The organism is Streptococcus oralis (assembly GCF_001579175.1).
Classification (GTDB): Bacteria; Bacillota; Bacilli; order Lactobacillales; family Streptococcaceae; genus Streptococcus; species Streptococcus oralis_O.
Window position 1 is genome coordinate 271782 of record NZ_KQ970759.1, and the last position, 22146, is coordinate 293927.

23 protein-coding genes and 2 pseudogenes are annotated in these 22146 nt (G+C 41.1%); 23 read left to right on the forward strand and 2 right to left on the reverse strand.

Features of this window, described 5'->3' with window-relative positions:
* The 9 genes from SORDD24_RS11490 to SORDD24_RS01400 form a co-directional block, all read left to right on the forward strand.
* Positions 1 to 267, forward strand: a 267-nt coding sequence (locus SORDD24_RS11490) for an RsmF rRNA methyltransferase first C-terminal domain-containing protein (protein WP_231082642.1), incomplete at its 5' end; no start/stop codon positions are given.
* Positions 268 to 461: 194 nt separating this feature from the next.
* On the forward strand, positions 462 to 1358 hold the full coding sequence (locus SORDD24_RS01365; protein WP_061406817.1) for a phosphate ABC transporter substrate-binding protein PstS: 897 nt from the start codon (positions 462 to 464) through the stop codon (positions 1356 to 1358).
* Complete coding sequence (gene pstC, locus SORDD24_RS01370; protein ID WP_001070944.1) at positions 1358 to 2275, forward strand: phosphate ABC transporter permease subunit PstC; 918 nt, start codon at positions 1358 to 1360, stop codon at positions 2273 to 2275. Before SORDD24_RS01365 ends, pstC begins: the two co-directional genes overlap by 1 nt.
* Complete coding sequence (pstA, locus tag SORDD24_RS01375) at positions 2265 to 3149, forward strand: phosphate ABC transporter permease PstA (RefSeq protein ID WP_049538312.1); 885 nt, start codon at positions 2265 to 2267, stop codon at positions 3147 to 3149. Before pstC ends, pstA begins: the two co-directional genes overlap by 11 nt.
* Positions 3150 to 3159: 10 nt before the next feature.
* Complete coding sequence (pstB, locus tag SORDD24_RS01380) at positions 3160 to 3963, forward strand: phosphate ABC transporter ATP-binding protein PstB (RefSeq protein ID WP_000049851.1); 804 nt, start codon at positions 3160 to 3162, stop codon at positions 3961 to 3963.
* Positions 3964 to 3975: 12 nt separating this feature from the next.
* Entirely contained in the window at positions 3976 to 4734 is a 759-nt protein-coding gene (pstB, locus tag SORDD24_RS01385) for a phosphate ABC transporter ATP-binding protein PstB (RefSeq protein WP_061406819.1), read from the forward strand.
* 11 nt (positions 4735 to 4745) lie between these two features.
* Complete coding sequence (phoU, locus tag SORDD24_RS01390; protein WP_000946457.1) at positions 4746 to 5399, forward strand: phosphate signaling complex protein PhoU; 654 nt, start codon at positions 4746 to 4748, stop codon at positions 5397 to 5399.
* An 87-nt stretch (positions 5400 to 5486) separates the two neighbouring features.
* Entirely contained in the window at positions 5487 to 5954 is a 468-nt protein-coding gene (locus tag SORDD24_RS01395) for an NUDIX hydrolase (protein WP_061406821.1), read from the forward strand.
* A gap of 118 nt (positions 5955 to 6072) precedes the next feature.
* Positions 6073 to 6888: an ABC transporter substrate-binding protein gene (locus SORDD24_RS01400; RefSeq protein WP_061406823.1), complete on the forward strand. Its 816-nt coding sequence runs from the start codon at positions 6073 to 6075 to the stop codon at positions 6886 to 6888.
* 21 nt (positions 6889 to 6909) lie between these two features.
* Here the strand turns inward: SORDD24_RS01400 and SORDD24_RS01405 are convergent, their stop codons facing one another.
* On the reverse strand, positions 6910 to 8181 hold the full coding sequence (locus SORDD24_RS01405) for an aminotransferase-like domain-containing protein (RefSeq protein ID WP_061406825.1): 1272 nt from the start codon (positions 8179 to 8181) through the stop codon (positions 6910 to 6912).
* Between the two features lie 145 nt (positions 8182 to 8326).
* Between SORDD24_RS01405 and budA the strand changes: the two genes are divergently transcribed.
* From budA to alaS, 14 genes and pseudogenes are all read left to right on the forward strand, one after another.
* Positions 8327 to 9058, forward strand: coding sequence for an acetolactate decarboxylase (gene budA / locus SORDD24_RS01410; protein ID WP_000375401.1), 732 nt, complete (start codon positions 8327 to 8329; stop codon positions 9056 to 9058).
* A gap of 9 nt (positions 9059 to 9067) precedes the next feature.
* Positions 9068 to 9820 carry a YhfC family intramembrane metalloprotease gene (locus SORDD24_RS01415; protein WP_061406827.1) on the forward strand — a complete coding sequence of 251 codons (753 nt, stop codon included), beginning with the start codon at positions 9068 to 9070 and terminating at the stop codon, positions 9818 to 9820.
* A 111-nt stretch (positions 9821 to 9931) separates the two neighbouring features.
* Positions 9932 to 10837 (forward strand): UDP-N-acetylmuramate dehydrogenase, encoded by a 906-nt coding sequence (murB, locus tag SORDD24_RS01420; RefSeq protein ID WP_061406829.1) that lies wholly within the window; start codon positions 9932 to 9934, stop codon positions 10835 to 10837.
* A gap of 159 nt (positions 10838 to 10996) precedes the next feature.
* Positions 10997 to 12154 (forward strand): ABC transporter ATP-binding protein, encoded by a 1158-nt coding sequence (locus SORDD24_RS01425; RefSeq protein WP_000742901.1) that lies wholly within the window; start codon positions 10997 to 10999, stop codon positions 12152 to 12154.
* A complete protein-coding gene (locus SORDD24_RS01430; RefSeq protein WP_000754115.1) occupies positions 12135 to 12941 on the forward strand; it encodes an ABC transporter permease in 807 nt (268 codons plus the stop codon). Before SORDD24_RS01425 ends, SORDD24_RS01430 begins: the two co-directional genes overlap by 20 nt.
* Positions 12938 to 13711, forward strand: coding sequence for an ABC transporter permease (locus SORDD24_RS01435; RefSeq protein WP_000712722.1), 774 nt, complete (start codon positions 12938 to 12940; stop codon positions 13709 to 13711). The genes SORDD24_RS01430 and SORDD24_RS01435 overlap by 4 nt, the downstream gene beginning before the upstream one ends.
* Positions 13708 to 14778, forward strand: coding sequence for an ABC transporter substrate-binding protein (locus SORDD24_RS01440; RefSeq protein WP_061406831.1), 1071 nt, complete (start codon positions 13708 to 13710; stop codon positions 14776 to 14778). The genes SORDD24_RS01435 and SORDD24_RS01440 overlap by 4 nt, the downstream gene beginning before the upstream one ends.
* 353 nt (positions 14779 to 15131) lie before the next feature.
* Positions 15132 to 15584: pseudogene (locus tag SORDD24_RS12005) on the forward strand (helix-turn-helix domain-containing protein).
* Positions 15585 to 15873: 289 nt separating this feature from the next.
* Positions 15874 to 16509: a DJ-1/PfpI family protein gene (locus tag SORDD24_RS01450; RefSeq protein ID WP_032913075.1), complete on the forward strand. Its 636-nt coding sequence runs from the start codon at positions 15874 to 15876 to the stop codon at positions 16507 to 16509.
* A gap of 1 nt (position 16510) precedes the next feature.
* A complete protein-coding gene (locus SORDD24_RS01455; RefSeq protein WP_061406833.1) occupies positions 16511 to 17035 on the forward strand; it encodes a DUF1697 domain-containing protein in 525 nt (174 codons plus the stop codon).
* A gap of 80 nt (positions 17036 to 17115) precedes the next feature.
* Positions 17116 to 17190: pseudogene (locus tag SORDD24_RS11955) on the forward strand (phosphohydrolase); the annotation flags it as partial.
* Between the two features lie 74 nt (positions 17191 to 17264).
* Complete coding sequence (locus SORDD24_RS01460) at positions 17265 to 17885, forward strand: tetratricopeptide repeat protein (RefSeq protein ID WP_061406835.1); 621 nt, start codon at positions 17265 to 17267, stop codon at positions 17883 to 17885.
* 433 nt (positions 17886 to 18318) lie between these two features.
* Positions 18319 to 18804, forward strand: a complete 486-nt coding sequence (locus SORDD24_RS01465; RefSeq protein ID WP_061406837.1) for an LURP-one-related/scramblase family protein — start codon at positions 18319 to 18321, stop codon at positions 18802 to 18804.
* Between the two features lie 21 nt (positions 18805 to 18825).
* Positions 18826 to 21444 (forward strand): alanine--tRNA ligase, encoded by a 2619-nt coding sequence (gene alaS, locus SORDD24_RS01470; protein ID WP_061406839.1) that lies wholly within the window; start codon positions 18826 to 18828, stop codon positions 21442 to 21444.
* 81 nt (positions 21445 to 21525) lie between these two features.
* Here the strand turns inward: alaS and SORDD24_RS11500 are convergent.
* On the reverse strand, positions 21526 to 22146 hold a 621-nt coding region (locus SORDD24_RS11500; protein WP_231082644.1), incomplete at its 5' end, for an alpha-amylase domain-containing protein.

Sequence of the window (22146 nt, forward strand, 5' to 3'; positions counted from 1 at the left end):
GGACTTCATTTAGGAACTTTTAAGAAGAAACGTTTTGAGCCCAGTTTTGCCCTCGGTCTATCTTTGAAACCAAGTCAGGTCATGCAAGTAGTTGAAATCCAGCAAGAGGATTTTGTAAAATATGTCGCTGGAGAAACTGTTCAGCTGGCAGAAAACTTACCAAATGGTTGGTATCAAGTAGTGGTTCAAGGAAATGGACTAGGATTTGCCAAAGTCACTGGAAATGTTTTGAAAAATTATTATCCCAAAGGACTAAGATTCAAGTGAAAAAGCTAGTCAAAGAATCTATTCTATGTTATAGTGGAAGTATGAGTTTTTTCTGATAGTCTTGCATTATTTCTTATATTATGTAGTGGATTTTATTTACTCTTGGAACACGAAGTGTCAAAGGAGTAGGAATGCTAGAATCACGATGATAAGATGATTGAGACACAAGGAAAGAAATCAGAACATTCATCATTATGTTCAAGGAGAAAAATAGTGAAAAAAGAAAAAAGCTCGTCATGTCTCTTGCAGCTCTTTTGGTGGCAGGTTCTCTAGCCGGATGTGCAAGCTGGATTGATCGTGGAGAAACCATGACAGCTGTCGGTTCAACTGCTCTTCAGCCTCTGGTCGAAGCCGCAGCAGACGAATTTGGTTCAAGAAACATTGGAAAAACAGTCAACGTTCAAGGTGGAGGCTCAGGAACAGGACTTTCCCAAGTGCAGTCAGGAGCGGTTGATATTGGAAACTCTGACGTTTTTGCTGAGGAAAAAGATGGAATTGACGCTTCAGCGCTTGTGGACCATAAGGTTGCAGTAGCTGGTCTGGCAGTAATTGTGAACAAAGAAGTGACTGTTGAAAATCTGACAATTGAGCAACTTCGAAAAATCTTTACTGGTGAAGTGACTAACTGGAAAGAGGTTGGGGGCAAAGACCTTGTAATTTCGATTATTAACCGTGCAGCAAGTTCTGGTTCGCGAGCAACCTTTGACAATGTCGTAATGAATGGTCAGGCGGCTATGCAGAGTCAAGAACAGGATTCTAATGGAATGGTCAAGTCGATTGTCTCCCAAACTCCAGGAGCCATTTCTTATCTTGCCTTTGCCTATGTGGATGACTCGGTCAAGACCATGAAACTCAATGGTTATGAGCCGATAACTGAAAATGTAACAACCAACAACTGGCCTTTGTGGTCTTATGAACACATGTATACCCTAGGTCAGCCGAATGAGTTGGCGACTGAATTTTTAAAATTCATCCTCTCAGACGAAGCCCAGACTGGAATTGTTAAGGGAATGGGCTATATTTCCATCAATGAAATGAAAGTCCAAAAAGATGCGTCAGGTACAGTGACAGCGATAGAAGGGAGTCAATAATGAATCAAGAAGAACTTTCAAAAAAATTGCTCTCTCCTTCAAAGAACTCTCGTCTTGAGAAGTTTGGTAAAGGATTGACCTTCGCCTGTCTTTCTTTAATTGTCATCATTGTGGCGATGATTTTGATTTTTGTAGCGCAGAAAGGCTTGTCGACCTTCTTTGTCAATGGGGTGAACATCTTTGATTTCCTCTTTGGACAGACTTGGAATCCTTCAGGAAAACAATTTGGTGCCCTGCCAATGATTTTGGGTTCCTTTATTGTGACGATTTTGTCAGCCCTGATTGCAACTCCCTTTGCTATTGGTGCTGCAGTCTTTATGACAGAAGTATCACCAAAAGGTGCTAAGATTTTGCAACCAGCTATTGAACTTCTTGTTGGGATTCCATCAGTTGTCTATGGATTTATCGGTTTGCAGGTTGTGGTTCCATTTGTTCGTAGTGTCTTTGGTGGGACTGGTTTTGGGATTTTGTCAGGGATTTTCGTTCTCTTTGTCATGATTCTGCCGACGGTAACCTTTATGACAACAGACAGCTTGCGTGCTGTGCCCCGTCACTACCGTGAAGCTAGTTTAGCTATGGGAGCGACTCGCTGGCAAACCATTTGGCGTGTGACCTTGAAAGCAGCGCGTTCAGGTATTTTTACAGCAGTGGTCTTTGGGATGGCACGTGCCTTTGGTGAAGCCCTTGCTATTCAGATGGTGGTCGGAAACTCAGCAGTTATCCCAACATCGCTAACAACACCAGCTGCGACTTTGACTTCTGTTTTGACTATGGGTATCGGAAATACCGTCATGGGTACGGTTGATAATAACGTACTCTGGTCACTGGCCTTGGTATTGCTCTTGATGAGTTTGGCCTTTAACAGTGTGATTAAATTGATTACGAAAGAAAGAGGAAAGAAAAACTATGCACGCTAAGAAATTAGATAAACTTGCAACAGCTGTCCTCTATACCATCTCGGGTATCATCGTGACCATTCTGGCGTCCTTGATTCTCTATATCCTGGTTCGTGGTTTACCTCACATCTCTTGGTCCTTCTTGACTGGGAAATCTTCTTCCTATCAAGCAGGTGGAGGTATCGGGATTCAGCTTTATAATTCCTTCTTCCTTTTGGTTATTACCTTGGTTATTTCTGTTCCTTTATCCATGGGAGCGGGGATTTTCCTTGCTGAATATGCCAAAAAGGGTCCTGTGACCAATTTCATCCGTACTTGTATCGAAATTTTGTCTTCTCTACCGTCGGTCGTTGTGGGGCTCTTTGGTTACTTAATCTTTGTAGTCCAGTTTGAGTATGGATTTTCCATTATTTCTGGTGCCTTGGCCTTGACGGTCTTTAACCTGCCTCAAATGACTCGAAATGTTGAAGACAGTTTGAGACACGTTCACCATACGCAGCGTGAGGCTGGCTTGGCCCTCGGAATTTCTCGTTGGGAGACTGTGGTCCATGTCGTCATTCCAGAAGCCCTACCAGGTATTGTAACAGGTGTTGTCTTGGCATCTGGCCGTATCTTTGGTGAGGCCGCCGCTCTTATCTATACGGCAGGACAGTCTGCACCAGCCCTTGACTGGTCTAACTGGAATATCCTCAGTGTTACCAGCCCTATCTCAATCTTCCGACAAGCAGAAACCTTGGCTGTCCACATCTGGAAAGTCAATAGCGAGGGAACCATCCCAGATGGTGCCATCGTGTCAGCTGGTTCTGCAGCTGTGCTCCTCATCTTTATCTTGATTTTTAACTTTGGAGCTCGCAAACTCGGAAGCTATTTACATAAGAAATTAACCGCTGCCTAAAGGAGAAGCCATGTCAAAATATAACTGGGATGAAAAGCATATCATCACCTTCCCTGAAGAAAAAGTGGCCCTCTCAACCAAGGATTTACATGTTTACTATGGTAAAAATGAATCCATCAAGGGCATCGATATGCAATTTGAAAAAAATAAAATAACGGCCTTGATTGGTCCGTCCGGATCTGGGAAATCTACCTATCTTCGTAGTCTCAATCGGATGAATGATACTATTGATATTGCCAAGGTCACAGGTCAAATTCTCTACCGAGGGATTGACGTCAATCGTCCTGAAATCAATGTCTATGAGATGCGCAAGCATATCGGAATGGTCTTCCAACGTCCAAATCCATTTGCCAAGTCTATTTACCGCAACATTACTTTTGCTCATGAACGTGCAGGAGTCAAGGATAAGAAGGTCTTGGATGAAATTGTGGAAACTTCTCTCCGTCAAGCTGCCCTTTGGGACCAGGTCAAAGATGACCTTCACAAATCAGCCTTGATGCTTTCTGGTGGTCAGCAACAACGTCTCTGTATCGCTCGCGCTATCTCTGTTAAGCCAGATATCCTCTTGATGGATGAACCGGCGTCAGCCTTGGATCCGATTGCGACAGCCCAACTGGAAGAAACCATGCTGGAGTTGAAGAAAGACTTTACCATCATCATCGTTACCCACAGTATGCAACAGGCTGCCCGTGCGAGTGACTATACTGGATTTTTCTACTTGGGTGATTTGATTGAGTATGATAAGACGTCCAATATTTTCCAAAATGCCAAGCTACAGTCAACCAATGACTATGTAACGGGACACTTTGGTTAGAAAGGAAACAGCATGACAGAACCGATTTTGCAGGTTAAAGACCTGTCCGTTTATTACAACAAAAAGAAGGCCTTGAATAGTGTTTCCCTTTCTTTCCAACCCAAGGAAATAACGGCTTTGATTGGTCCTTCTGGATCAGGAAAGTCAACTCTTCTCAAGGCCATCAACCGCATGGGAGATTTAAACCCTGAGGTGACTACAACTGGATCAGTGGTCTATAATGGTCACAATATCTACAGCCCCCGTACCGATACGGTTGAATTGCGTAAGGAAATTGGTATGGTCTTTCAACAGCCCAATCCCTTCCCTATGTCTATCTATGAAAATGTTGTCTATGGTCTACGTATCAATGGAGTCAAGGATAAACAAGTCCTTGATGAAGCAGTAGAAAAGGCCTTGCAACGTGCTTCTATCTGGGATGAGGTCAAGGACCGTTTGCATGATTCAGCTATTGGTCTCTCAGGAGGTCAACAGCAACGTGTCTGTGTTGCCCGTGTTTTGGCAACCAGCCCTAAAATTATCCTCTTGGACGAACCAACTTCAGCCTTGGATCCTATCTCGGCTGGTAAGATTGAGGAAACCTTGTATGGTCTAAAGGATAAATATACCATGCTCTTGGTAACGCGTTCCATGCAGCAGGCTTCTCGTATCTCTGATAAAACAGGATTTTTCCTAGATGGGGATTTAATCGAGTTTAACGATACGAAGAAGATGTTCCTAGACCCACAAAACAAGGAAACAGAAGATTATATTACAGGAAAATTTGGATAAGGAGTTGAATGATGTTACGATCTCAATTTGAAGAAGATTTAGAGAAATTGCACAACCAGTTCTACGCAATGGGACAAGAAGTGCTTTCGCAGATCAATCGTACAGTGCGTGCCTTTGTCACTCATGACCGTGATCTAGCTAAAGAAGTTATCGACAAAGATGCGGAAGTGAATGAATATGAAATTAAGCTGGAGAAGAAATCATTTGAAATCATTGCCCTTCAGCAACCTGTTTCTCAGGACCTTCGTACTGTCTTGACCGTTCTCAAGGCGGTTTCAGACGTCGAACGCATGGGAGATCATGCAGTCTCTATCGCTGAGGCAACCATTCGCATGAAAGGGGAGCAACGTATCCCTGCCGTTGAAGAAGAAATCAAACAGATGGGACGCGACGTGAAGAATTTCGTCGAAGCAGCTCTAGATCTCTATCTGAATGGTTCTGTGGATCAAGCCTACGAGGTGGCGGCTATGGATGAAAAAATCAACCATTACTTTGATAGCATTCGTGAACTGGCTACAGAAGAAATCAAGAAAAATCCTGAAGCCATTGTTACAGGACGCGATTACTTCCAGGTTATTTCCTTCTTGGAACGTATCGGAGACTACGCAAAAAATATCTGTGAATGGGTTGTTTACTTTGAAACAGGTAAGATTGTTGAATTATAAAGTATTCAAATGATAAAATTATTGTGAAAGCTTACTTTTTAATAGTAAGCTTTCGTTGTATTGATGTTTTTTTATCAGAGGTGAGTAATGGACTACATACAGAATATAAGAAAAAAAGTAGGAAAAGATAAAATAATTTTAAATTTTACCTGTGGAATATTAAGTCAATCAGGAAAAATTTTATTACAAAAACGAGCAGATAAAGGAACGTGGGGATTACCAGGTGGCGCTATTGAATTAGGTGAATCGGCTTTAGAAGCTTTAGTGCGAGAGTTTTATGAAGAAACGGGAATCGAAGTGAGAACGGAAAAACTCTTAAATGTTTATACTAAATATTCAGATAGTTATCCGAATGGCGATGAGGCTCAAGTGCTTACAATTTTGTATTTAGTTTCATCTAAAAATTCTATTCCTACAAACTTTTTTTCAAGTGATGAAACTTTAGAATTAGGATTTTTTGATCATATAGATATACAAAACATTGAAATTGTTAACCAGCAACATCAAGATATGATAAATGATTTTTTTGAAAATAAGTTCCCAATAGATAGATAAACTAATCTCTGAATTTCTATTTTTTGTAACTATATTTTATGAAAATGCAAGAAAAACGTTGACAAGCAGTTTCAAATGAGTTATAATTATTCATAAATAACAGAAAGGTTGTTTATTTATGAAGGTCAAGAAATGGATATTAGTTGTGTGTAGCATGCTAGCCAGCATGATTTTAGTAGCTTGTCAATCCAGTACGGATAGTTCCCAGTCTGCTGTGGATGCTATCAAACAAAAAGAGAAGCTAGTTGTGGCGACTAGCCCAGACTATGCGCCATTTGAATTCCAAGCCTTGGTTGATGGTAAAAACCAAGTGGTTGGGGCAGATATTGATATGGCTCAAGCGATTGCGGATGAACTTGGAGTTAAGCTAGAAATCTCTAGTATGAGTTTTGACAATGTCTTGACCAGTCTTCAAACTGGAAAGGCTGACTTAGCCATTGCAGGAATTAGTGCCACAGATGAGAGAAAGGAAGTCTTTGATTTTTCAATTCCTTACTATGAAAACAAGATGAGTTTCTTGGTTAGAAAAGCCGATTTAGACAAATACAAGGATATTTCAAACCTTGCAAGTGCTAATATCGCAGCTCAAAAGGGAACTGTTCCAGAAACCATGGTCAAGGAACAATTGCCAAATGCCCAATTGACATCCTTGACCAATATGGGTGAAGCAGTCAATGAGTTGCAGGCTGGAAAAGTGGATGCTGTTCATATGGATGAACCAGTTGCTCTTAGTTACGCAGGTAAAAACTCAGACCTTGCCGTTGCATCTGTTAATTTGACGATGAAAGATGGCGAAGCCAATGCCGTTGCCATCAAGAAGGATCAATCAGACTTGAAAGCAGTAGTCGATAAGGTTATCCAAAAACTGAAAGATGAAGGAACCTATCAAACTTATCTGGAAAAAGCTGCGAAACTAACAGAAGTTGAACAGTAAAAAAGAAAGCAGAGTTGGACTTTAATCCAATTCTGCTTTTATGTATAGTAATAGTGCTTCTAGATTTTCGAGAGAGACTTTGGCAAACTGATAAGGACAGGCGTCCAAATAAGCCTTCTCAAAAAAGTCTAGTTTGAGTGAGCTGTGTTTCAAACTGGCAATTTTAGGATAGGTTCTCAAATCAAGGAGAAGCCCATCATGTAGAGGATAGTTGGGCAAGGGACAGGTGTTTTTTTCAATCACTTTCTTTATCCGAGTCTGATAGTTCTCTTGAAGGGTTAGTCGAGTCAGTCGATTTTTTTCAAATAACTGACTATCGATGTAAAGAGAGAGAGCCTTTTGCATGATGAGATTGCTGTCATAGTCTAGGATATTTTTGTAAGAAACAAAGGCCTCTTTTAGGGCATTTGGGAGAATGAGAGCGGTAATACGAAGGGCTGGAAAGAGACTGGTTGAGAAGGACTTGATATAAATGACCCGATCTTCTGTATCCAGATAGTGGAAGGTTTGTCCTTTTTTAGGGTCTAGATCTCCTAAATAGTCATCCTCGACGATGTAAACACCATACTGGTTTGCTAGATCCAGAATGGCCTTTTTATCCTGATCAGAATAGGAATGGCCAAGAGGATAGTGGAAGCGAGGTATGGTATAGAAAAACTTGATTTTTCCAGATTTGAACTGTTCTTCTAGTTCGTCAAGGTCAATCCCATCGATTCGGCGTTCAATGGTCCTGTAGGCCAATCCCTGAGCGACCAAGAGGCGATTCATTCGGTGGTAAGTCGGCTGTTCAACCAAAATCTCCTCTCCCTTACTTGGAAAGTTGATCTGAGAAAGGATAAAGAGAGCTTGCTGGGTGCCCGAAGTCAGAACCAGTTGGTCGGGTTTGCAGTAGAGGGCTTGGTTGAAAAGAAGTTGATGGACAGATTGTCTTAGTTCCTCAAGACCTTCTTGGTTGTCATAGTAGTTGAACAGGTAGTTTTCTCTTCCAATCAGTGTTTCATTGACGCAGAGTCTGAAATCGTCATAAGCACTGGCGTGTTCGTCAGTGACTTCGATTTCCAAGTCTTGGTGCTGTCCCTGTTCTAGAACATAGTAGCCACTTTGGGGTTTGGCATAGAGGTATTGTTCATGGCGTAATTCCAGTAGGGCTCGTTGGACAGTGTCCTTGCTACAATGAAAGTTCAGACTTAGTTGACGGATAGAGGGAAGTCTGCTTCCAGTTGGAAATTTTCCTGATTCAATGCCTTTTTTTAGAAAGGAAACGACTGCTTGGTATTTACTTTCTTTCTTCATTCCAGACCTCCGTTGATTTTGTTACATTGTACCTTTTTTTTACCTCCTTTGCAATGGGAAAAGCATCTCTCCCTTTCACAACTAGGGGCAAATGTGGTATACTTAGAAAGTATGATGATTCATTGAAAAGAAGATAAGAAAGAGAATGGATAGAAAAGTGCAGGAACCGGTAAAATTATTTCAATACAATACTCTAGGTGCCCTAATGGCAGGTCTCTATGGTGGAACCATGACAGTAGGAGAATTGCTGGAACATGGTGACCTTGGTTTGGGAACCCTTGATTCGATTGATGGGGAGTTGATTGTCCTCGATGGCAAGGCTTATCAAGCTAAGGGTTCAGGGGAACAACCTGAAATTGTTGAGGTTGCACCTGATGCCCTTATCCCTTATGCGGCAGTTGTTCCCCATCAGGCAGAAGTGATTTTCCGCCAGCGCTTTGAGATGACAGACAAGGAATTGGAAAAACGAATTGAGTCCTACTATGATGGGGAAAATCTCTTTCGTTCCATCAAGATTCATGGGGAATTTGCCCACATGCATGTACGAATGATTCCCAAATCAACAACAGACACCAAGTTTGCGGAGGTTGCTACCCATCAGCCTGAATATAGTCGTGAAAATGTATCGGGAACCATCGTTGGATTTTGGACACCAGAGATTTTCCATGGAGTGAGTGTTGCAGGCTACCATTTACATTTTATCTCAGATGACTTGACCTTTGGTGGGCATGTGATGGATTTTGTTATCAAAGAAGGAATGATCGAGGTTGGGGCAGTCGACCAGTTGGACCAACGTTTTCCAGTCCAAGATCGCCAGTATTTATTTGCCAAATTTAATGTTGACGAGATGAAGAAAGACATTGATAAGTCAGAATAGGAGAAAAAGATGACAGTACATATTATCCTCACCATGATTGCTTTGGTTCTCATTCTAGTAAGTGGAACTTGGTATGCCAAAAAACGGTTTAAAATCTCTCTTGCAGTGATGGGCTTGGGTGCAATCGCATTTTTTGTTTCTTCTCAAGTGCTAGAGAAGATGGTTCACCTTCTGGTACTCCATCCGCAAAAAGATGGAACCATTCCGCTCATGCAGGAGCAGCCTTTCTTATATGTCCTTTATGGAATCGCCATGGCTGCCCTCTTTGAGGAAACAGCTCGTCTTGTCTTTTTTAAATGGTTGGAAAAAAAGAGAAAGCTAGAAGATCGAGATGCTTGGGCTTATGGCTTGGGACATGGGGGATTGGAGATGCTCTATCTCGGAATGGGAAGCTTGATCAGTTTGTTGATTCTCTTTTCACTCATTCAGTCTTCAAATACTGATGTAGCCAATCTCCTTCCAAAGTCTACACTCGAAACGGTTCAGTCTCTATCGGTTTGGCAGGTTTATTTACTAGGAGTTGAGCGTGTGCTTGCTCTGGTTCTGCAAATTGGTCTCTCTATCTGGGTCTATCAAAGTGTTCGTAAAAAGAAATGGATCTACCTCCTTGCTGCCTATGGTTTGCATGCCTTGTTTGACTTGGCTCCAGCCTTATCTCAGGTAGGATGGATTGCAAACCCGCTTCTAGTTGAGTTCATTCTTTTCGTAGAACTTTTAGTCTTTATCTGGCTAACCAAATCTACATTTTGGAAAAAATCATAAAAAGAGGGGCGACCTCTTTTTTTATGTAAAGATAAAACAAGCTCTTTTTATGGTCGTCAAATGTCTCTAAAAATGGTATAATGGAATGAATTTTGAAAAAGGAAGAGTGACATGTCAGTAAAAGAAAAAATGCTTGAAATCCTAGAAGGAATCGATATTCGTTTTAAGGAACCCTTGAAGACCTATACCTATACAAAGGTAGGAGGTCGAGCAGATTACCTAGTTTTGCCACGCAATCGCTATGAGATGGCCCGTGTCGTCCAATTTGCCAATCAAGAGAATATTCCTTGGATGGTGCTAGGAAATGCTAGTAATATCATCGTTCGTGAAGGTGGAATCCGTGGTTTTGTCATCTTGTGCGATAAGCTTAATAACGTTTCGGTTGATGGCTATACCATCGAAGCAGAAGCTGGAGCCAACTTGATTGAAACGACACGTATTGCCCTCCGTCATAGTTTGACTGGTTTTGAGTTTGCTTGTGGGATTCCTGGAAGCATCGGAGGAGCTGTCTTTATGAATGCGGGTGCCTATGGAGGAGAGATTGCTCATATCTTGCAGTCTTGTCAAATTTTGACCAAGGAAGGGGAAATCGAGACCTTATCTGCCAAGGATTTGGCTTTTGGTTACCGTCATTCAGCTATTCAGGATTCTGGGGCTGTTGTTTTGTCAGCTAAATTTGCCCTATCTCCAGGGAATCATCAGGTTATCAAGCAAGAAATGGATCGCTTGACGCACCTACGTGAACTCAAACAACCTTTAGAGTACCCATCTTGTGGTTCAGTCTTTAAGCGTCCAGTTGGGCATTTTGCAGGTCAGTTGATCTCAGAGGCTGGCCTGAAGGGCTATCGAATCGGTGGTGTGGAAGTATCTGAAAAGCATGCCGGTTTTATGATCAATGTTGCTGACGGAACGGCCAAAGACTATGAAGACTTGATCCAATCTGTTATCGAAAAAGTCAAGGAACACTCAGGTGTCACCCTTGAAAGAGAAGTCCGAATCTTGGGTGAGAAAGAATAAGGTTGGGGTAGAAAAGTTGCTGCTATAACCATTGTAAAGGGGGTGAAAGCCTATCGTGAGTGAAGATGTATGTAGGCAGTTCAATCTCCTACACGAGGTAGTAGCGGCCTGACAGAGCCCTAATCTGTTAATTTATGAAAAAGAAGGAATTTATGACAATTGAAAAAACCAATTATTGAATTCAAAAACGTCTCTAAAGTTTTTGAAGACAGCAACACCAAGGTTCTCAAAGACATTAACTTTGAGTTGGAAGAAGGGAAGTTTTACACTCTTTTGGGTGCATCTGGTTCAGGAAAATCAACCATTCTAAACATCATTGCAGGTTTACTGGATGCGACGACAGGGGATATTTTACTGGATGGGGTGCGGATCAATGACATCCCAACTAATAAACGAGATGTCCATACCGTCTTCCAATCCTATGCCTTGTTTCCACATATGAATGTGTTTGAAAATGTTGCCTTTCCACTCCGCTTGCGTAAAATCGACAAGAAAGAAATCGAACAACGCGTAGCAGAAGTTCTCAAGATGGTTCAGTTGGAAGGTTACGAGAAGCGTTCCATCCGTAAACTCTCTGGAGGACAACGTCAGCGTGTGGCCATTGCCCGTGCCATTATCAACCAGCCCCGTGTGGTCTTGTTGGATGAGCCCTTGTCAGCGCTGGACTTGAAATTGCGAACAGACATGCAGTACGAACTGCGTGAACTGCAACAACGCTTGGGCATCACCTTTGTCTTTGTCACTCACGATCAGGAGGAAGCCCTGGCTATGAGTGACTGGATTTTCGTTATGAATGATGGCGAGATTGTTCAGTCTGGAACGCCAGTGGACATCTACGATGAGCCGATTAACCATTTTGTTGCCACCTTTATAGGTGAGTCCAACATCTTGCCAGGAACCATGATTGAGGACTACTTGGTCGAGTTTAACGGCAAACGCTTTGAAGCGGTCGATGGTGGGATGAAGCCAAATGAGCCTGTTGAGGTTGTCATTCGTCCAGAGGATTTGCGCATCACTCTTCCTGAAGAAGGAAAGCTCCAAGTTAAGGTCGATACGCAGCTCTTCCGTGGAGTACACTATGAGATCATTGCCTATGATGAACTCGGCAATGAATGGATGATTCATTCGACCCGTAAGGCCATTGTGGGTGAGGAAATCGGTCTGGACTTTGAACCAGAAGACATCCACATCATGCGTCTCAACGAAACCGAAGAAGAGTTCGATGCTCGTATCGAAGAATACGTAGAAATCGAAGAGCAAGAAGCAGGTCTGATTAACGCGATCGAGGAGGAAAGAGATGAAGAAAACAACCTCTAAACTCTTTGTAGTGCCCTACATGCTTTGGATCGCACTCTTTGTTCTCGCACCCTTGGTCTTGATTTTCGGTCAATCCTTTTTCAACATCGAAGGGCAGTTTAGTTTAGAAAACTATAAATCCTATTTTGCGTCACAAAACTTGACCTACCTTAAAATGAGCTTCAATTCAGTGCTCTATGCTGGGATTGTAACTCTAGTGACACTTCTTATCAGCTATCCAACAGCCCTCTTTTTGACTCGTCTCAAGCACCGTCAACTCTGGCTCATGCTGATCATCCTGCCGACTTGGATCAATCTGCTCCTCAAGGCTTATGCCTTTATCGGGATTTTTGGTCAGAATGGCTCCATTAACCAATTTTTGGAATTCATCGGAATCGGTTCGCAACAGCTGCTCTTTACCGATTTCTCCTTTATTTTTGTCGCAAGCTACATCGAGCTTCCATTTATGATTTTGCCGATCTTCAATGTCTTGGATGATATGGATAACAATCTTATCAATGCCAGTTATGACCTCGGTGCGACCAAGTGGGAGACCTTCCGTCATGTTATCTTCCCTCTGTCTATGAATGGGGTGCGAAGTGGAGTCCAATCTGTCTTTATCCCTAGTTTGAGTCTCTTCATGCTGACACGTTTGATTGGTGGGAACCGCGTTATCACCTTGGGGACAGCCATTGAGCAGAACTTCCTGACAAATGACAACTACGGTATGGGTTCAACCATCGGTGTGATTCTCATCCTGACCATGTTTCTCACCATGTGGGTGACCAAGGAAAGGAGAGAACGATGAAAAAATTTGCCAATCTCTACCTAGCCTTTGTTTTTATCATCCTTTATTTACCAATTTTTTACTTGATTGGCTATGCCTTTAATGCTGGCGATGATATGAACAGCTTTACTGGTTTTAGTTTGAGTCATTTTCAAACCATGTTTGGTGATGGTCGCCTCATGTTGATCCTCACCCAGACCTTTTTCTTGGCCTTTTTATCAGCCTTGATTGCGACCATTATCGGGACTTTCGGTGCCATCTATATCTATCAGTCTCGTAAGAAATACCAAGAAGCCTTTCTATCTCTTAATAATATTTTGATGGTTGCGCCTGACGTTATGATTGGTGCCAGCTTCTTGATTCTCTTTACCCAGCTTAAGTTTTCACTTGGATTTTTGACGGTTCTATCTAGTCACGTGGCCTTTTCCATCCCTATCGTGGTCTTGATGGTCTTACCTCGTCTCAAGGAAATGAATGATGATATGATTCACGCGGCCTATGACTTGGGTGCCAGCCAATTTCAGATGTTCAAGGAAATCATGCTTCCGTACCTGACACCGTCTATCATTGCAGGTTATTTCATGGCCTTTACCTACTCGCTGGATGACTTTGCCGTGACCTTCTTTGTAACGGGAAATGGCTTTTCAACCCTGTCAGTCGAGATTTATTCTCGTGCTCGTAAGGGAATTTCGCTAGAAATCAATGCCCTCTCTGCACTTGTCTTTCTCTTTAGTATTATCCTAGTTGTAGGTTATTACTTTATCTCACGTGAGAAGGAGGAGCAAGCATGAAAAAACTCTATTCATTTTTAGCAGGAATTGTAGCAATTATCCTTGTCTTGTGGGGGATTTCCCATCATCTAGATAGTAAAATCAACAGTCGAGATAGTCAAAAATTGGTTATCTACAACTGGGGGGACTATATTGATCCCGAACTCTTGGAGAAATTCACCGAAGAAACAGGGATCCAAGTACAGTATGAGACCTTTGACTCCAACGAAGCCATGTATACCAAGATCAAGCAGGGTGGAACAACCTATGATATTGCTATTCCAAGTGAGTACATGATCAACAAGATGAAGGATGAAGACCTCTTGGTTCCGCTTGATTATTCAAAAATTGAAGGAATCGAAAATATCGGACCTGAGTTCCTCAACCAGTCTTTTGACCCGGGCAATAAATTCTCCATCCCGTACTTCTGGGGAACCTTGGGAATTGTTTACAATGAAACCATGGTAGAGGAGGCACCTGAGCATTGGGATGACCTCTGGAAACCAGAATACAAGGATTCCATCATGCTCTTTGATGGGGCGCGTGAGGTGCTGGGACTTGGGCTTAACTCGCTCGGTTACAGCCTCAACTCAAAGGATCCTCAGCAGTTGGAAGAGACAGTGGATAAGCTCTATAAACTGACTCCAAATATCAAGGCCATTGTGGCGGATGAGATGAAGGGTTACATGATCCAGAACAATGCGGCTATCGGCGTGACCTTCTCTGGGGAAGCCAGCCAGATGTTGGAGAAAAATCCTAACCTCAAGTATGTCGTTCCGACTGAGGCCAGCAACCTCTGGTTTGACAATATGGTCATTCCCAAAACCGTGAAAAACCAAGATGCAGCCTATGCCTTTATCAACTTTATGTTGAAACCCGAAAATGCTCTCAAAAATGCGGAGTATGTGGGCTACTCAACACCAAACCTACCAGCTAAGGAAATGCTCCCAGAGGAGACTCGTGAGGACAAATCCTTCTATCCAGACGCTGATACCATGAAACACCTAGAAGTTTATGAGAAATTTGACCATAAATGGACAGGAAAATATAGTGACCTCTTCCTACAGTTTAAAATGTACCGGAAGTAGGAGATAGTAGACACGAAACGAATCAGTTAAGCTGGTTCGTTTTTTATATAGAAGGCAATTTTTGTAACTGTATGTTTTTCTATGATAGTTGCTGTATTTAGTAATATGAAAATTGAGGAAAAAATAGTGATAAGTGAAATAACGGCGCATTTGTTTCAAGATTTTTTTATTTGTTGAATTCTACCTCCTGCATTAAAATTGCTTCATTAAAATTTTTAAAATTGACTACTCGCTACATATGCTTTTACCTCCTTTTATGCTATAATACTCTCAATAGAATATTTAATCTCCAAATAAATATTTCTTATGGAATAATTCCGTTTTATACCGTTTAGAATATTTAAGAGTATACAATGTTTAATAATGATTTTTTGGGAGATCGTCTGAAGGAACTGATAAAGATCAAGAAGTTAACTCAGGTACAAATTTCTGAGATGATTGGTGTATAACAAGGTACTTATTTTCGTTGAGAGAATGGAACTTTAGAGCCTAATTTAGACGCCGTTGTCAAATTAGCAAAATTATTTGATACCACGACAGACTATTTATTAGGAAAAACGACTTACAGTACTCTAGATGTTGTCCCGCATCCAATCACTAAAATTGATTTGAAAAAATTAAAAGAGTTTAATAAAACAGATCTAAATGATCTGAAGTTTGCTATTGTCATGCATGGGATAAAAAATCATTTCACTGCATTTGACTATATGGACGAGCTAGTCTCTAAATATAATTTAGATGAAGAGGAGCAAGAAATATTGCATACCCTTTTTAAAGAGGTTTATGATTATTTTAATGCAGATTGATGATTTGTTTTTAGTTTCTAAATTCATTCTAGATGTTGGTACTATTTGTCATTATCCTTCACTCTGCTTTTAAACGGGAGCACAGTGGTATTGAGGACAAGTGGTTGAAACGTTGCATAAGTTGATAACATAAATACAAACCTACGGTGAGCCTCCGTAGGTTGTTTAATGTCTAAAAATCGCTATTTTACTGATGAAGTAAAAAATATTGGTATTACAGCGAAACATAAAATATGATATAATAAAAACAATTAATAGTTCGATCATTTATCAAAGAGGAGTAAGAATGATGAAAAATATTTATATGTATATTCAAGATACTATGGCTGATTTCGAACACGGCTATTTAATGCAGGCGCTAAGCTTACAGTCAATGTTAGGAGAAGCTAAAGTAAAATTAGTAACAGTTTCTAAAGGGAAAAAGTCTATAAAAACTGCTGGAGGCATGACAATTGTTCCAGATGTTAATCTATATGATTTAGATACTGCAAATGCAGCTGCGCTAGTGCTTATTGGAGGTGATACTTGGTTGGATAATGAGCAAGATGATGTTTTAGAAGTAGCCTCTAAACTATTGCAAGAAAATATTTTAGTTGGAGCTATTTGTGGCGCTACTTTGGGATTAGCTGAAAAAGGAATTTTAGATAATCGATATCATACAAGTAATGCTTCATTCTTTTTAACCCAGATGAGCCAACATTATCGAGGGCAGGATTATTATAAAGATGAGATTGCAGTTCAAGATGGAAAGCTTATTACCGCTAGCTCAGCCGGATCTTTATCATGGACTAAGCTCATTGTCGAGGAGTTAGGCCTATATTCAAAATCTACAGTAGAAGCATGGTTTAATTATTTTTCAACGGGGGATGCTCATTATTATTTTGAAATGATGAACTCTTTAGAAAAAGATGCACAAGGACATTAGTATGAAAAAGATTATTCTCCTTCGCGGAGTAACACCAACAGGTACCAATAGAATTCCCAAAATGTCTTATTTAGTAGAAATCCTAACAGAAGTTGGTTTTTTAAATGTTCAAACATATATTCAGAGTGGGAATATACTGTTAGAATCAGAGTTATCTGACGAAGAAATCAGAAAGTTAGTTCATGATACGATTTTGGATAAAATTGGAGCTGATTTATCAATAATTATCAAAGAAATTAATCAATTAGAGATTGCTATTCAAGAAAACCCATTTGATAATACTTATGATAGTTCTCGTATTCATCTAGTTTTTACTAACGAAGAGATTCCCGAAAGTACTCTAACAGAACTTAGTAGAGAGAATTTTGGAGATGAAGAGTTCTATGGTGGTCACGAGTGCTGTTACCTATATTTACCACGTGATGCTCGAAAAAAACGTTTAAACACAAATTATCTTGAAAAGAAATTTGGAATTCGGATGACTATGCGAAAATTGAGTGTAGTTAACCGACTTTCAAAGTTTTAATCAGACAGAATCAGATAAAATTATATTATAAAAGTGGAAAAGCAAAAATTGATGACTATGAGATGATAAGGACAAGAACGATGATAGAAGAACGAATCCATGCTACAAAGCAGTATGTTAAAGCTTTATTTGCTGATCGAGCGGATGGCCATGATTAGGTAGAGATTAGTATATTCTTGTTGAATAATTTTATTTAATGAAGGTTGTTTATAGTTGAAAGGGGAAATAGATGGACTCTAAAATTGATACAGCTTGGAACTTGTTTCTGGAAGGAAAAATATCAGAAGCTAAAAAGTTAGTTGAACAAGATTTTTCCATTGATACCTGTACAGATTTTAGTCTTTTAAATTTGATGGGATATTTATTGTTAGCAGAAAAAGACTATGTCTCATGTACCCATATCTTTGAGAAATACATTTTGTTGGCTCAACAAAATGAAGATAAAGAAAATGAACACATTGGCCTACATCAATTAGCTATGATCTACAGAGATCAGGGGGATTTTCATAAGGCTTTAAAACTTATTGAAGATGAAGAGAAGATAGTTGAAGAGCATTTTCCAAATGATAATCTAAAGAAAGCTGTGAATAACTATGAACAGGGCTATGTGAGATTTAAATTAAACAATCTTGATGAGGCTCTTACATTCATGAATCTGTCATTGGAACAATCTTTAGAGACTGATGATGTAATTTCTCAAGCTTGTGGCTATAGAGGGTTAGGTGAAATCTATTTAGCCTTGGAAGATACGGAATTATCCAATACACATTTCAAACGAGCTATAGAACTTTTCGAAAGTGTTGGAGAATTTGAAGGCATAAAAGAAATTGAGGAATTGACTAATGAATGATTTTACATTTAGATTTTGTTATTAGTTTGCTTTATCTTAAAGAATGTAGATATGCAATTGACAGTCTAGATAATATTAAAGCGAGAGAGTAATATGTTATTTTGGATTTGTTTAATATCAACAATTATATTGGCTAATTTTGTTCTCCTGAAAGAGTAATTAAAGATACAGGGAATTGATTTGATTCAAGGGAGACGATTCTCAGTTGACGCAGAACCCAAAAAACGATATAATAAGAAAGTTGAGAATTGATTTTCAGTCATCTTAGTCCAGAGAAATGGCGGTGCTGCGAGCCATCTAAGCTAGGAAATCATGCTACTCAATCATACAATTGCATAAGAATAAGAGAATGACAAGTTCATTGAATGAAGGTGGTACCGCGGTTTTTCGCCCTTCGTGATGTGAGCTTGTCTTTTGATTTTTGGAGGTGTTTATGAAGACATTTCTCGTGAAACAAAAGTTTCGTCTTGGAGGCGAACGCTTTGATATCAAGGATGATAGAGGGGTAGTGAACTATCAGGTGGAGGGATCATTTTTCCAAATTCCTAAAACCTTTACCATCTATGATGCTTACGGTGAACAAGTCAGTGAAATCAGCAAAGAATTTTTCACTTTGCTTCCTCGCTTTAACATTCAGTTACGGGATGGGTCAAATTTTGTCATTCGGAAGAAGTTGACCTTCTGGCGAGATAAGTATGAGTTTGATAATCTGGGACTTCGTATCGAGGGCAATATCTGGGATTTAAATTTCAAATTGCTAGATGATCGTGATCAGCTTGTCGCCGAGATTCGGAAAGAGATTTTCCATTTGACCTCAACTTACACCGTAACCGTCTATGAAGACTCTTATGCAGATTTGGTCATTTCCCTCTGTGTCGCGATTGACTATGTGGAAATGCTGGAAAGCCAATCACATTAAACAAGTAAATAAGGAGATATTATGAAACAACTATCTAGTGCACAAGTACGCCAAATGTGGCTTGATTTCTGGGCAAGTAAAGGCCACTCTGTAGAACCATCAGTCAGCTTGGTTCCTGTAAACGACCCAACTCTTTTGTGGATCAACTCTGGGGTAGCTACCCTTAAGAAATATTTTGACGGGACTATCAAACCTGAAAATCCACGTATCACCAATGCGCAAAAAGCTATCCGTACCAACGACATCGAAAATGTCGGAAAAACGGCTCGCCACCATACCATGTTTGAAATGTTGGGGAACTTCTCTATTGGGGATTACTTCCGTGATGAAGCCATCACATGGGCTTATGAGCTTTTGACAAGCCCAGAATGGTTTGATTTCCCAGCTGAAAAACTCTACATGACCTACTATCCAGATGATAAAGATTCTTACAACCGCTGGATTGAAGTAGGAGTGGATCCAAGCCACTTGATCCCAATCGAAGACAACTTCTGGGAAATTGGTGCGGGACCTTCTGGACCAGATACTGAAATCTTCTTTGACCGTGGAGAAGCCTTTGACCCAGAAAATATCGGTATTCGACTTCTTGCAGAAGATATCGAAAACGACCGTTACATCGAAATCTGGAATATCGTTTTGTCACAATTTAACGCAGACCCTGCTGTTCCTCGTAGCGAGTACAAGGAATTGCCACACAAGAACATTGATACAGGCGCTGGTTTGGAGCGTTTGGTGGCAGTTATCCAAGGGGCTAAGACAAACTTTGAAACAGACCTCTTCATGCCAATCATTCGTGAAGTTGAGAAATTGTCTGGTAAGGTCTATGACCAAGATGGCGACAATATGAGCTTTAAGGTCATCGCTGACCACATCCGTTCTCTTTCATTTGCCATCGGTGATGGTGCCCTTCCAGGAAATGAAGGCCGTGGTTATGTTCTTCGTCGTCTTCTCCGTCGTGCTTCTATGCACGGTCAAAAATTGGGCATCAATGAGCCTTTCCTTTATAAACTCGTTCCAACTGTCGGAAAAATCATGGAAAGCTACTACCCAGAAGTGCTTGAAAAACGTGACTTTATCGAGAAAATTGTCAAGAGCGAAGAAGAGTCATTTGCTCGTACCCTTCACTCAGGTCAACACTTTGCCCAAGGCATCGTAGCTGACTTGAAGGAAAAAGGTCAATCAGTGATTGCAGGTTCAGATGTCTTCAAACTCTACGACACTTATGGATTTCCAGTTGAATTGACAGAAGAAATCGCTGAAGAAGCTGGAATGACTGTAGACCGTGAAGGTTTTGAAGTAGCCATGAAAGAGCAACAAGAGCGTGCGCGTGCGTCAGCTGTCAAGGGTGGCTCAATGGGTATGCAAAATGAAACCCTACAAAACATCACAGTGGAGAGCGTCTTTAACTACAATGCTAGTCAATTGCCTTCTAAGTTGGTGGCTATCGTAGCGGACAATGCAGAAGTAGAATCTGTATCTGAAGGAACTGCCTCTCTCATCTTTGCTGAAACACCATTCTACGCGGAAATGGGTGGACAAGTAGCTGACCACGGTCAAATCTTGGATGCTACTGGAAACATCGTGGCTACAGTGACAGATGTTCAAAAAGCACCAAATGGCCAGCCACTACATACGGTTGAAGTCCATTCTCCACTTAATTTGAATGCAGAATACACCTTGGCAATTGATACCAATCGTCGTCACCGTGTCATGAAAAACCACACAGCAACTCACTTGCTCCATGCGGCTCTTCACAATATCCTTGGTAGCCACGCAACTCAAGCAGGTTCACTTAATGAGGTAGAATTTCTCCGCTTTGACTTTACTCACTTCCAAGCAGTGACTGCTGAGGAATTGCGTGCCATTGAACAGCAAGTCAACGAAAATATCTGGGAAGCAATTGCAGTTAAGACTGTTGAGACAGATATTGACACTGCTAAAGAAATGGGAGCTATGGCCCTCTTTGGTGAGAAGTATGGCAAGGAAGTCCGTGTAGTGACTATCGGTGACTACTCTGTGGAACTCTGTGGTGGTACCCACGTTGGTAACACTTCTGAGATTGGTCTCTTCAAGATTGTCAAAGAAGAAGGAATCGGATCAGGAACTCGCCGTATCTTGGCAGTGACTGGTAAGGAAGCCTTTGAAGCCTACCGCGAACAAGAAGACGCTCTGAAAGCAGTAGCAGCAACCTTGAAAGCACCTCAACTCAAGGAAGTGCCTCACAAGGTTGAAGGTCTTCAAGAACAACTCCGTCAATTGCAAAAAGAAAATGCAGAATTGAAGGAAAAAGCAGCAGCCGCTGCAGCAGGTGATGTCTTCAAGGATGTGAAGGAAGTCAACGGACACCGTTACATTGCAAGCCAAGTTTCTGTATCTGACGCAGGTGCCCTTCGTACCTTTGCGGATAACTGGAAACAAAAAGACTACTCTGACGTGCTTGTCCTAGTTGCCGCTATTGGTGACAAAGTCAATGTCCTTGTAGCAAGCAAGACAAAAGATGTGCATGCAGGAAACCTTGTCAAAGAATTGGCTCTAATCGTTGATGGACGTGGTGGTGGTAAACCAGACATGGCCATGGCAGGAGGAAGCAACCAAGCTAAGATTCAGGACTTGCTGGATGCCGTAGCAGGTAAATTGTAAGACAATAAAGATCTATCCATTAGGGTAGGTCTTTTCTGCATACATAAAAAAGCCAAATCCTAGTGGACTTGGCTTAGTTTTTTAGATCGTATTAACTGCCCAGACACTGACTGAACCCGCCGCTACTGGAAATTCTCCATAACCATCAGCATTGATTGTAACTTGTGCTGGGTGATTTTCAAGGAGGTCAACAAAGGTTTGATCAGCCCATTCTGGACCGACAAACATAGACTTACTGTTTTCTTGGTCGTTTGAGATAAGGACCGCGAGCGGTGTTTGGTTTTCAGCACCTGCACGGACCCATCCAATACAGTTAGCATCGTCAAAGTAGTCTGTTTGCTCTCCATAGGCCAAGTCTTTTCGGATGGCTAGGAGACGGTCAAGAACTTCTTTGAAATCTTCTTGGGCATACTGCCCTGAAATGCCGTAATAGTCTCCGTAAAATACACATGGAAGACCTTGGTCACGAAGAAGGATGAGCGCATAGGCTGCTGGTTTGAACCATTCTTGGACGGTTGATTCAAGTGCCTGTCCTCTTTGAGTATCATGGTTGTCCACGAAAGTGACAGCCTTATCAGGTTTAATTTCCACTAAACTATCGTTAAAAATACTACGAAGGTCATAGCTTGATCCAGCTTGACTGGCTTCAAAGAGATTTTGGTGGAGACGAACATCGACAAGGTCAAAGCGCTCCTCAATTTT